We start from the raw sequence: 12745 nt of genomic DNA, 5'->3' as shown, positions 1-12745 counted from the left end.
TCACTTGCTATATCTACCCTTATAATTAAACCTAACTACTAGAACTCATGACCGAGAAAATCTCACGAATGGAATTCCTTAAATCTATGGGATTTAAGGGCGCCTCCTTACTTGCAATTTATTGCGGTGCATCCGCTATGTCTTCCTGTATCAATGAAGCTGGAGATCCACCAGCTGGAACACCAGGTTCCGGTGGAGTGGATTTTACACTGGATCTCAGTGATGCTGCCAATGCTAAACTATTGAATGTAGGAAGCTATCTCGTTGTCAATAAGATCGTGATAGCACGAGTTTCTACTGATGCTTTTGCGGCAGTTACACAAGTATGCTCACATGAAAATAAATCCAAAGTGATCTATAAAAACGATGAATTCTATTGCACAGAACATGGTGCTAGATATACCCTGGAAGGCAAAGGGCTTAACTCTGAAGCAAAGAAAGGCATCAAAGCCTATAACGCAGAGTTGGCCGGAACCTCACTTCATGTATTTGCTTGATCCTTTTGATAAACTGACATGAACGTGTTAAAGAAAATTATAGCATTGGTTATTGTGCTATTTAGTGTCCATGCTGCCTACGGGCAGGATGACTTGTTGCAGATGTTGAATGAAGAATTGCCAAAGGAAACAGTCTATACACAGGCTACCTTCAAAGCAACACGTCTGGTCAATGGACAAACGATGGAGACTATTTCCAAAAACCATCTGAACTTTTGGATTTCCCATAGATTTGGCTCTGTAAACAGTGGCTTTATTTCCAATTTCTTTGGGCTGGATGAAGCCAGAATTCGTCTGGGTTTAGAATATGGAATCACGGATAGACTGCTGGTGGGAGTGGGGAGAAGCTCGGAAGAGAAAACCTACGACTTCTATACCAAATACAAATTGCTCAGACAGTCAAATGTTTTCCCGTTTACACTTTCCGCCTATGGAAGTATGGACCTGAATACCATGGCTACGGGCTATGTGATGAATTCGGAAAGTCAAATGAAATTCTACAAGAATTCGGAGAGACTTACCTACACCAGCCAACTGCTGATCGGAAGAAAATTCAGTGAGAAGATTTCCATGCAATTGGTTCCAACCTTTTTGCATATCAACAAGGTGGAGAATCCTTACATGGACAATGACCTCTTTTCCTTGGGAATGGGTGGAAGGTATAAAGTAAGCAATAGAGTCACCTTGTCTGCGGAATACTACTACAATTTCACAGATCGGAACGCCTATCAACTCGCAACAGGGACTCCTTATCCCTATCATAACTCACTTTCTCTGGGAGTGGATATTGATACAGGGGGGCACGTTTTCCAGCTACATTTCACCAATGCCAGAGGAATGGTGGACAGGCATTTTATAGCATTGAATACGGGTACCTGGGAAAATGCAGATATATTTTATGGATTTAATATCGCCAGGACTTTCAGTTTGAGTCGTGATAACAAAAAGAAATAAAAATGAAAAAACTAGCCCTAATACTCCTGCTGAGCTGTTCTAGCCTTAGCCTGTTTGCGCAGCATATATTCTCCACCACTAAGGGAAGTGTGTCATTCTTTTCAGAAACTCTCCTGGAAAATATTCAAGCTGATAATTCAAAAACCGCCGCTATCATCAATGCGGAAACCAATGAAATGGCTGTTCAGATGCGGATCACTGATTTCCAGTTTCCAAACAAGCTAATGCAGGAGCATTTCAATGAAAACTACCTGGAAAGTGAGAAATTCCCTACCAGTGTGTTTAAGGGGAAGATCAAAGAAAAGGCTGATCTTACCCTAGCGGGTACTTATCAGGTAACTGCAGAAGGCACCTTGACCATGCATGGAGTTTCGCATCAGGTGTTGATCCCCGGGACGGTAGTATCCGATGGAAAGCAGCTGAAGCTCGACTTCAAATTCCCTGTCAAACTGGAGGATTACAAGATTGAAATCCCAACCATCGTGTTCTCCAAGATCGCAGAAGTTGTGGATGTGTCGGGAAATATGGTCTTAGACAAAAAATAGAGTTGTCTTACTGGTTATTCTTTGCCGTGGTGTATGCGTATATGCCACGGCATTTTTTGTATTTACCGCGCTGCTGCTTCCTTGTTCCTTGAGTTTGAACATTGACCATTGAATATTTTTTTAACCAAAGTGGTTAATTCAACCCCTTGCAGGGTTGGTTTTTTAGATCATTATAATTCTCCCGCTAAGCGTAGATTGTATCTACGCTTTTCTGTTTTTAGGGATTTGTAATCCGTTTCAAAAAAGTTCGACCCATTTAGGGTCGCTCCATGTTTCAACACCGATACCTTTTCCACGGGTTTCACCCGCGGTTACGCCACGGCGCACAGGTATTGAAAGGTTTGACCACTTCGTGGTCATTCTGAAATAATCATTTTCACTCTGGGTATTTACCAGTGATGATCCTGAAAGGATCAAACTTCTGAATAGCCATGGGTGCAACCCATGGTTTGATGATCAACCAAAAGATTGGACGACCCCGAAGGGCGTCGAACATAAATAATTTTCAACTCACCCTATGGTGGAAAATTAACATTGGAAGCAGTCCGAAGACTGCATTATACTGAGTCCAAATCTGAAGACTTGAGCCATACAGGGTATTAAATCCCAATTTGTGCCCTCTGCGTTAACCCCATTTAGGGTCGCTCCATGTTTCAACACCGATACCTTTTCCACGGGTTTCACCCGCGGTTACGCCACGGCGCACAGGTATTGAAAGGTTCGACCCCTTCGTGGTCATCTCTTTGAATCAATACTAAATGTATGACTCCCAGCGGGACAACTGGTATGTAGATGATTGACATAGAAGATCGTTTCCTCCTTCGATAGGTACGAATGGTGACCTTATTTTACGAGTCGTTCCTATGAAACGAGGTATCGCTATTTATTCCGTTTTGCTACAAACGAATCGTTCCTACGGAACGGTAATACTTGGAATATTGAGTTTGAACATTGATGATTGATTATTTTTCAGCTCAGTCCAGCTTCTGGAGAAGCAGGACAACTCTAGCTTGTGCCCTCTGCGTTAAGCTCCGTGTCCTCCGCGGTAAAATCCGAACAAAAAAAAGCACCCTGGAATCCTAGAATCCCAAGGTGCTTTGATAAGCAGATTATACTGACTGATACTTATTTCTGCTGCTGCAGATAAGTAATCAAGGAAGCCAGTTCTTCATAGGAAAGGGAGTTAACCAAACCAGGAGGCATCATGGAAGTTTCCATCACCTTACGTGTTTTGATTGTAGCCTTATCCAGTTTGGTAGCTGTGCCAGTGATGTCCTGAAGTACCACTTCATTTGCTGTCTCTGCAGTGACGAAGCCCATGTAGCTCTTATCGTCATTGGTAGAGATAAGAACTGAAGCAAAACCCTGTGAGATAGAAGCGTTTGGTTTCAGGATAGATTCAGTGATCTGAGAGCGATTCATGATCGAGCCGATTTGCCCCATAAATGGACCTTTCAACGGCTGACCTTTCTCTATGCTATGACAGGCTACACAACCCTGGCTAGTGAAGAGTGCTTTTCCTTTGATAGGATCTCCTTTGAGATCTTGTACCGCGATCATCACATCTTCAATAGACGTGGCGCCTACTTGTCCTTTTTTGCTCTTGATTTTCTCCAGATCAACTTCTGTTTCTTGGATGACTAAGTTGGACTGCTCTTCTCCAAATTCCTCGATTTCCATTCTGTTTCGCTCATTAAGCTCAGCGAAGAATTGTCTTTTCGTCGGGTCATCTTGCGCATTTCGCTCGCCAACCAAGAAGTCTTTGATCTTATCAGAAGATTCCCAAGTGATTGCCTTGTAATACGGACCATGCGTATCTGGGCGAGTGCCCCACCACCATGAACCGTCATAAGGAGCTTCTTTCTTGTACAATCTAGAAAGTGTGCCCAAGATTTCCGCTTTCAACTCCATATTGTCTGTGTCACCATAGGCTTTAATCAAACCATCTACGGCTTTTGGATCATGCATGTAGCGCAAAGTCCAAAGTGCGATTTTTGAGTTTTCTGTTCCAATAGCATTTACTGCTGCATCTACTGCATGAAGTTTTACCAGTGATTTCACAGCTATGTGAGGAAGAATAATCGCTGAATTAGGAGTTGCGTGTGGGCCTTCGGTGCCTTTCTCAGGCTGCTTGAATGAAGTAGGTACGCTTACTTTTAGCAATTCCTCCGCTGCTTCTGGATTTCCGATTCTTCCCAAGGCAACAATCGCTGCTGATTTCACTCGGTCATTAGGATCAGTTACCCCTTCAATGAATGGATCAAGTGGAACGCCCTGAAGACAGGTTTTGCGATCTGCCAAAGCTCTAAGAGCAAACTCTCTAATCTTCTCTTCCAGGCTTAATTTCATCAATTCACCGTTACCGTTTTCGCAGGTAGCCTGAGCATAGGTGTAAATACCTGCCACTCTTGCTTCAAGGGAAAGTGTTTTATCTGTAGCTACTGAAAGTGCTGCTGCTCCAGCTTCGTCTGGGAAGCGGGCAAGTAGTTCGCGCTGTGCGTGGAAACGTGAAACTGAATTATTCGCTTTGAGCAATGCTGTCAATTCTTCGATCGTAGCAGTCTTCAAGTCAGGGAAAGGTTCGTATGTCCAGTCTTTAGGAACTACACGAACAACATAGCCTTTCTCTGGGCTACCGAAGTATCCCGCACCATTCCAAGCGGCAAGGAACATACGGCCAGAACCATCCACATCTAGATCTGAAATCTGTGGAAGTTTGATGAATTCCTCATCTTGCTGTGTAAAACCAGCACCATCCATTGTCACACGGTGAATGTACAATTGGCTTCTGCCCCAATCTGCCATCATCGGCACGTGATTGTATTTGGCTGGCCATCTATCATCATCCATGAAGTAACTTCCTGTACCGGATCCGCCGCCTAGATCTACTAGTGCAGGAATGGTTTCTTCAGTGAAGTTTTTGAAAAAGTTAGGGTAGCCATATTCACCAGACTGCGTGTAGTGAATGAAACGAATGTTCCAGCCACCGCCATCGTTGGTATTGCCACGCGTATAAATATTCATAAATGGATCAATAGCCACATCGTAGATGTTTCTAGTTCCATGGATATATTCTTCCATTTCGGTGCCGTCAGGACGTACACGGACAATTCCGCCGCCAAGCATGGTCATATGCGTTCCGTCTCTATCTACAGCATCTGGAAAACCAAAATCTCCTACGGCTATATAGATCCAGCCATCGATACCCATACGGATACCATTGGTAGAGTGATCTGTTCCACGGGAACGGAGAGAGACTGGAGAGGAAATTCCTTCAATAAGCATTTTGGCAGGACCATCAGCCACACCGTCGTTATCCTTGTCCTCAAAAACCACCAAATTCATTCCTGAAGCTTCACCGGTTTCCTCTGAAAACTGTGTGTGAAGTACGAAGACTTGATCTCTTACAGCGATGATACCACGTGGATTATCTACTTTGACAAATTCAGTATGTGAATCAAGTTCGCCGTCATTGTTACTATCTACCAAGCGAACAATTGCGCCTTTTCCGGGCTCTTTACCCAGTGAACCCATCATGTCTACTCCTACGAAAACATTTCCATTAGGAGAAACTGATAAAGCAGCTGGACTTGGAACGATGTCCGGCCCTGCGAAATTTGTCATGATCAATTCGGTGCTGTCGGCACCATGCTTCGCGGTGTCTAGAGGGTATTGTGGGTAGTAATTGGTAAGCTCTTCTAAGTCAGCTTTTCTTGTGTCGGGACTAGAGCATCCAAAAGCCAATAGACCGCCAGCTATTGCTATAACTGGAAACGAAATTTTAGACATGCTAAAAATGAAATTAGAGGTTTATTATTTTGAGGTCGCAGTTTGCGACCTCAAATATATCAGATTCTCCTTTTTTGGAGCATATTTTTGGCTATTCCTTTGTTCGTAGGGGTAATTCAATGATAAATGGTGGGGATTTAGAGTCCATAGTCAAGATTCTAGAACCAAGAGGCAAGACATAAGTGTCAAGACATTAGTATCAAGAATCAACAACCAACAACTGCCTCCCGTCCGCCGTGCCGGAACCAAATTCTATCCCCCCCCCCCTTTTTTTTTAGGGGTCGGGGGTGGGTCACCAACCAACTATCCAAATTCGACCTTGAGTACTCAGGCATAATTTTCCGTACCTTTGCTAAACACCCTGCTGATAGCGATCGAAATTTTGCACCATGAATGAGAAACTAACTATATTTTATGCTGATGATGACTTGGATGATTTGGAGTTTTTTAAGCTAATTATCAAGCAAATCGGCGGTAACTATGAAGTGGTAACCCATGCTGATGGAGTTGAATTGATGGCGGCTATTAATAATCCACCTCCAACCCCCTATCTAGTATTTTTGGATATTAATATGCCTAAAATGAATGGCCTTGAGGTTTTGAAGAAATTGAGGGAGTCTGATAAGTTTAAGAAATTGCCTGTTATTATGCTTTCCACCACCAAAGACGGTCCCTTTGTTCAGCAATCCCTGGCTCTTGGCGCGAATTACTACGTCCCCAAGTCCTCTCGTTTTGATGAACTGAAACTATCCATCCAACATTCACTACAGATTAATTGGGAAACCTTTATTCCCGATAATACTAATTTCACGTACACCAGAAATTAAGCTAAAATGACTGTTCCTTTGTTATCTTCAGTATTTACGCAGGAACTTAGAAAATCCACAGCGCCACTTCATGAGCAGCTAGAATCCTTGCCTGTCTCACAGTCTATTCTAGCACCTGAAGTATCTATACAAGAATACTTACGCTATTTGGATTTAATGCATGACGTTATAGTTGATGTGGAAACCACTCTTTTCCCTATCGTCAGCACTGAAATCAATTCACTGAATGAGCGAAGAAAAACCTCTCTGTTGGAGAGAGATTTTGAAGTTTTAGGCTTTCAAAAACAAAAAAAGCGAAGACTTACTGCCTTTTCAGAGCAAGTAAATCCCATTGGATTTGCTATGGGGGTCTTTTATGTAATTGAAGGATCTTCTCTTGGAGGCAGAGTAATTTATAAGCATATTCATAAAGTATTGGGATTAGATACTGATTCTGGAGCTGCATACTTTTCAGGTTATGGAGAACTTACAGGAATGCTTTGGAAGGAATTTATGACGGAATTGATCACCCATGAGCAGAAAAACCATAATGGAGATGAAATCATCGCCGGAGCCAATCATGCCTTTGATGTTATTAGCAAACATTTTCAAGGGACTCTTGAAAACAGCTAATTATGAAGATAAAAGACATAGTCAACCGTGATCTAGTTAACCTTACTAATTGTGAGCAGGAACCAATACACATTCCAGGTAGCATTCAGCCCCATGGGTTTCTTTTAGGTCTAAAACTTGATTCATTTCTAATAGACTATTGTAGTGGAAATACCCTTGATTTTATCGAGGCATCTCACACCATGATTTTGGGGAAAAGATTTGAGGAAGTATTTGGACTGGAGGCGATGAAGTCACTTTTGGACTACATCACTACCCAACAAATGCTCTCTTCATCCCTTCTGAAAATGACACTTTTGGGTTGCGAATTTGTATGTACTGTACACAAAAGTGGAGAAGTATATATTCTTGAGCTTGAGCCTGGGAATCCGCACTACAAGATGCCTAATGAAGTATACGATCATACTTCTCAATTTCTTACTTACATGCATTCCACTCACAGTATGCAGGATCTGTGCAGCCTTGTAGCTAAAGGTACTCGAGAGGTGACTGGGTATGATAGAGTCATGATTTATCGTTTTGATAGTCATTACAATGGGGAAGTATATGCAGAAAGTCGTCGGGATGACTTGGAGCCATTTTTAGGTCTGCATTATCCGCATACAGATATTCCAGCACAGGCTAGGAATCTGTATATGAAAAACCTACTAAGGATTATAGCAGATATAGACTATACACCTGTTCCTGTTTTTACAGTTGATGATGAAGTAGGTAAAAACTTGGACCTAAGCCTTTCCATTCTGAGAAGTACCTCTCCTATACATGTGCAATACCTGCACAATATGGGAGTGGGGGCCACGCTTACTATTTCCCTTATTTACAAGCAAAAGCTTTGGGGACTGATTGCCTGCCATCACTATTCTCCCAAGAATTTAACTCCTGAAATTAAACAGGCTGCTCTTTTGCAGGGGCATTTTATCACTTCGCAAATAGGCCTAAGACAATCACAAGAAGAGTATGAAGTTTCCAGAAAGGTCAACAGCGCCTTTGACAAGATTGATACATTTAACTTATCTGCAGATAAGGAATCCTTCGGAGAATTTATTAGACAGCCTGAGCTTCTGCAGATTTGTAACGCCTCCGGTGTTTCTCTTATAGTTGACGGGAATGTCTACAAGAACGGAGTGGTCCATTCAGATGAAGAGGTCATTTTTTTGGCTGATTTTCTTACAGAACATAGTATTAGTACCAGTTTCAGTACTGATAAACTCTTAAATCAATTGCCCAACCATAAAAGTCTATGTGAAAAGACTGCTGGGCTGATTTACCATTCTCTGGATTTAGATAGTAATAATTGTATTATTTGGTACAGACCCGAGACCAAATCCGAAGTGCTCTGGGCAGGAGATCCCACTAAATCTATCACCCTTGATAAAAATGGATTATCTCCTAGAAACTCATTTAACCTTTGGAAAGAGATCGTTGACTGTACAAGTAAACCTTGGTTTCAGTCTGAACTGGATGCAACAGCGTCTTATGCCTTTAGTCTTCAGCGTCAGCTAAATATGATCCTGGTGATGAAGGAAGAAGAAAAATATCGTACACTCAGTGAAATGCTTAAAGAGGCAAATGCTGAACTGGAAAATATTAACTGGATAAGTTCACACGATCTGCAAGAGCCTTTAAGAAAACTTCAATTGATTTCTTCCCATTTGCTGGTAGAGCAAGATATGCCTCCTCACGTGATTGATATGCTAAAGCGACTGAATTTTTCTGCAGAAAGAATGCAGACTTTGTTGGCCGATATACTGCAATATGCCCGATTAAAGAACAATAATGATCCCTATGAAGTACTGGGGTTAGAAGAACTCATCAAAGTAATCAGTGATGATGAGGTCGAGAGTTCAGATTTTCAAATAAGCATAACCATAGGAAAGCTACCCAAAATCAAAGGCATCAAGTTTTTGGTCAAACAATTGTTTGCCAACCTGATATCCAATTCCCTTAAGTATGCCAAAGCAGACCTTATACCAAAAATAGAAATCCTCTCCTCAGGTGCTCCAAGAGTTTTTACTCCACATGTGGATGGACTCTTCCATGTGATTACAGTGCAGGATAATGGTATTGGCTTTGATCAGGAATATGCGGAATCCATATTCAATATTTTTACTAAGCTTCATATTTCGTCAGAATATACCGGTTCGGGTATAGGGCTTGCCTTGTGCAAAAAAATCATGCAGAAACACAGTGGGCATATCAAAGCTACTAGCGCTGTTGGAGTAGGAACGACTATAACCTTGTATTTCCCTGTAGCTGGTAAATTATAAGTTAGGGGCGAATCAATATTCGCCCAAATATGCTATTCCTAACAATTCATAAGGTAGGGGCGAATCAGTATTCAACATTCCTCATTCTTAATTTTAAATTCTTCATTCATCATTCCTCATTCCTCATTCCTCATTCTTCATTCCTCATTTTAAATTCTTCATTTTAAATTCCTCATTCAACCTTGAGATGAGAAACTCTGGTAGGAAAAATCAGATAGGTAATATTTATACAAAAAGCGGGAAGGTATTATAGAAACAAAACTTGGCATCCTGATATTGATATGGATCAGGATGCCAAGCGCTGAGGGTAAATCTACCTACCACCTATAAGTCTGAAAATGATAGCTACAAGAGCAAGAACAAGAAGTATGTGTATCAGTCCTGTTACGCTATAAATGAAAACTCCGACTAACCAGCCGATTAATAGAATTACCGCAATGAAATATAATAAAGAACTCATAGTTTTGTTGTTTTATATGTGGTTAGAAAGTGAATAATACTACTTCTCTGGAAATTCAATCCTAATGCCATCTAGAAATAATCTCTCTAAAAGGCATTTTAAGGCGGTTTATTTAAATTTTACTCATGTTATCTTCATTTTTTGGGAAATATAAATCCCATTGCGGGGCATTATTAAGTTGTCTGTATCTACTGATTTTTTCAAGAGTAAGTCAGATTAACTCAACGCTATTTATCTTCAAAAGGCTTGTATAAGGATCATTCACGGGTAAATATTTCTTGTATGAACTCAGGTCCAGGAAATATGAGCTTTAAGTGAGGGAAGGTGGTGCGATGTGCCTATCAAATCGGTAAATTCGCATCTATGCTAAATGAGCTGAGTCTTATTTAAGGGCTTAACAATTAGAAGCTGGTTTTATCTGCTTTATTTAGTAGGAACCTTAACTTCCCTTTCCGACGAATGAGCGGAGGAATAGTGAAGTAAAACGTCTGATTTTGAAGTGGTTTGGGACAGCCGTAGATATTCTAATGCCTATTTCAGGTTTAATAAAAAGTTAATGTTTAGACACCAGGGAAAGAGCAGAACTTTCAAGCATAATCTACTTCTCGCCTCGGTGCTCTCTTTTGTAGCGGGGATTGTGAATGTGACCGGATTTTTGGCATTTAAGCAATTGACTACTAATGTCACTGGGCATTTTGCTCTTTTCATTAATGATGTGGCAAACCTTGATTTTTGGAGAGGAACAATTTATTTCATCTATATCCTGTCCTTTTTCCTAGGCTCCTTTTTCGCCAGTCTTTTGATAGAGAAGTTCAGAGAAAACAGAAGACTCAATGTTTTTGTGTTACCCGGAATAATAGAAAGTCTGCTCTTGATAGCGATTGCGTTGTATGCTCATTTTGTTGAGGTACAGCGTGCAGATTTGATTGCCTGTTTGCTTCTTTTTGCCATGGGTATGCAGAACTCCTATGTGACCAAGATTTCCAACGCCATAGTGAGAACTACTCATCTAACAGGTCTTTTTACAGATTTGGGGATAGAGATTTCCCAATTGTTTTTCCCAAAAGTATATCCACATAGAGTGAAGTTACATGCTACGATCAAACTGCGGATATTCATTATATCCTTCTTTTTTGGGGGAGGGCTAGCTGGTGGTTTTTTCTATTCCAAACTTCAGATGGAGTTAAATACCCTGCTAATAGCAGCGATAGTTTTGCTTGTTAGTTTGTTTTATGATGACTTCAGGTATAGACTTTTAAAAGCTAAACGTAAATTTTCCAAAAGGCATTCCTTCACCTAGTCAACACATTAATTCTCCATTTTTACGTATATGTATATCGGCTTTCTTGCCAGTAAAGAGATAAAAGCAATAGGTGAATTCAAGCATTTAGTCCTCTTCTGACACCCCCGCCAGTAGTCAGGCTGCCGTCTTCGGTCTCCTGATAGCTATCGGGACAGCTAGGTAACCAAAGAAAGCAAGTCTACTGGTGTCATTACGGATAATGATAAGAATCCATATCTGAACAGGGAATTTATCCTAAAACCTCGGCTGTGATTTCCAACGATTTCAGTCTCTTCTCTGTATCATAGATATTCGTAGATACCATCAACTCATCTACCTCTACCTGCTTGAAGAAGCTTTCGAATTGTGGTTTTAATGACTCTTTCGTACCAATGAAGGTACAAGCCATCATATTTTGTATAGCAGCAGCTTCGGCTTCATTCCAGATGTTATCCATACTTTTCACAGGCTTTTTCATCGGATATGATCTTCCACGAATGATCCCCAATGCTGTTTGATAAAAAGATGTAGCAAAGTAATGTGCTTCCTCATCAGTATCTGCCGCGATCACATTCACACAGGAAATAAAGTAAGGTTTGGCCAAATGGGCTGAGGGCTGGAAGTTTTCCCTATAATATCTGGAAGCATTAATCAGGTATGCAGGAGCAAAGTGGCTGGCAAATGCGTATGGCAATCCTTTTTCCGATGCAAGTACTGCAGAGCTCATGCTGGAACCTAGCAAGTAGATAGGTACATCCAATCCCTCGGCAGGGAATGCCCGTACTTTGGAGTCCATATTATCTTCAGAGAAATAGCGACGAAGGTCGTCGAGATCACTCGGGAATTCTTGTACTGACTCATGTCTTCCTCTTCTCAAGGCGGTAGCCGTAGTCTGATCCGTACCAGGAGCTCTGCCAAGTCCTAAATCTATCCGGTTGGGATAAAGGGTGGCAAGCGTTCCAAATTGCTCAGCGATGATCAGGGGGCTGTGGTTGGGAAGCATGATTCCTCCCGATCCTAGTCGAATCGTAGAAGTGCCATTTGCCAAGTAGCCAATAAGTATCTGAGGGGAGGAGCTGCCCACGTTTGCCATGTTGTGATGCTCGGCAAGCCACATTCTGCTGTAGCCAAGTTTCTCGGCATGCTGGGCGATTTGCAAGCTTCTTATATAAGCGTCTTTGGCATCAAAGTCCTCGCGGATGATGGCAAGATCGAGTAGGGAGTATGGTTTGGTAGTATTCAAAATAGCTGGTTATTTACTATAGGTAATAGGAAATTGCAGGCATCTATCTTCGATGTTTTCCTTTCATGCTAATAGAAAAATGACTTAGAAAGTTTCTTGTAGAGGATGTACTTTTGTTGAATTGTTTTTTCATTCCCCAAATTGAGATAATTCCACCCCGCATTTGTCTGATTTTCAGTAGAATTGATAACTTTGAGTAGTCTAATAGTGCTTTAAAGACGATCAAAAGGGTAAGTTCACTCAGTGGCTTGTTTATTGGAAGTACCGAT

General features: G+C 41.4%; 10 protein-coding genes. 7 read left to right on the top strand and 3 right to left on the bottom strand.

Features of this window, described 5'->3' with window-relative positions; all coding sequences use genetic code 11:
• Nucleotides 1-47 precede the first annotated feature (47 nt).
• Genes ESV85_RS15865 through ESV85_RS15855 form a run of 3 tightly spaced genes read left to right on the top strand, consistent with a single transcriptional unit; the run spans nucleotide 48 to nucleotide 1996 of the window.
• The gene (locus tag ESV85_RS15865) at nucleotides 48-497 is read left to right on the top strand and encodes a Rieske 2Fe-2S domain-containing protein (RefSeq protein WP_223276022.1); all 450 of its coding nucleotides are present in this window, start codon (nucleotides 48-50) and stop codon (nucleotides 495-497) included.
• 24 nt (nucleotides 498-521) lie between these two features.
• Entirely contained in the window at nucleotides 522-1451 is a 930-nt protein-coding gene (locus ESV85_RS15860) for a DUF5777 family beta-barrel protein (protein ID WP_146919298.1), read from the top strand.
• A 2-nt stretch (nucleotides 1452-1453) separates the two neighbouring features.
• A complete protein-coding gene (locus tag ESV85_RS15855) occupies nucleotides 1454-1996 on the top strand; it encodes a YceI family protein (RefSeq protein ID WP_223276020.1) in 543 nt (180 codons plus the stop codon).
• A gap of 1125 nt (nucleotides 1997-3121) precedes the next feature.
• Here ESV85_RS15855 and ESV85_RS15850 read toward each other — a convergent pair.
• Nucleotides 3122-5785, bottom strand: a complete 2664-nt coding sequence (locus tag ESV85_RS15850; protein WP_146919294.1) for a HEAT repeat domain-containing protein — start codon at nucleotides 5783-5785, stop codon at nucleotides 3122-3124.
• A gap of 389 nt (nucleotides 5786-6174) precedes the next feature.
• Between ESV85_RS15850 and ESV85_RS15845 the strand changes: the two genes are divergently transcribed.
• The 3 genes from ESV85_RS15845 to ESV85_RS15835 are packed head-to-tail and all read left to right on the top strand — an operon-like array spanning nucleotide 6175 to nucleotide 9491.
• A complete protein-coding gene (locus ESV85_RS15845) occupies nucleotides 6175-6612 on the top strand; it encodes a response regulator (protein ID WP_146919292.1) in 438 nt (145 codons plus the stop codon).
• A 6-nt stretch (nucleotides 6613-6618) separates the two neighbouring features.
• A complete protein-coding gene (locus ESV85_RS15840) occupies nucleotides 6619-7224 on the top strand; it encodes a biliverdin-producing heme oxygenase (RefSeq protein ID WP_146919262.1) in 606 nt (201 codons plus the stop codon).
• Nucleotides 7225-7226: 2 nt separating this feature from the next.
• Nucleotides 7227-9491 (top strand): ATP-binding protein, encoded by a 2265-nt coding sequence (locus ESV85_RS15835; protein ID WP_146919261.1) that lies wholly within the window; start codon nucleotides 7227-7229, stop codon nucleotides 9489-9491.
• A 313-nt stretch (nucleotides 9492-9804) separates the two neighbouring features.
• Here ESV85_RS15835 and ESV85_RS15830 read toward each other — a convergent pair whose 3' ends face one another.
• On the bottom strand, nucleotides 9805-9951 hold the full coding sequence (locus ESV85_RS15830) for a lmo0937 family membrane protein (RefSeq protein WP_146919259.1): 147 nt from the start codon (nucleotides 9949-9951) through the stop codon (nucleotides 9805-9807).
• 556 nt (nucleotides 9952-10507) lie between these two features.
• Between ESV85_RS15830 and ESV85_RS15825 the strand changes: the two genes are divergently transcribed.
• Nucleotides 10508-11251, top strand: coding sequence for a YoaK family protein (locus ESV85_RS15825; RefSeq protein ID WP_146919257.1), 744 nt, complete (start codon nucleotides 10508-10510; stop codon nucleotides 11249-11251).
• Between the two features lie 232 nt (nucleotides 11252-11483).
• Here ESV85_RS15825 and ESV85_RS15820 read toward each other — a convergent pair whose 3' ends face one another.
• Nucleotides 11484-12476: an LLM class flavin-dependent oxidoreductase gene (locus ESV85_RS15820; RefSeq protein WP_146919255.1), complete on the bottom strand. Its 993-nt coding sequence runs from the start codon at nucleotides 12474-12476 to the stop codon at nucleotides 11484-11486.
• Between the last annotated feature and the right edge of the window lie 269 nt (nucleotides 12477-12745).

This window comes from Algoriphagus aquimarinus, from assembly GCF_007997215.1.
In the GTDB taxonomy this organism is placed as follows: domain Bacteria; phylum Bacteroidota; class Bacteroidia; order Cytophagales; family Cyclobacteriaceae; genus Algoriphagus; species Algoriphagus aquimarinus_A.
The sequence above is the reverse complement of the archived record's forward strand: the minus strand, read 5'-3'. Positions and strand labels throughout refer to the sequence as shown.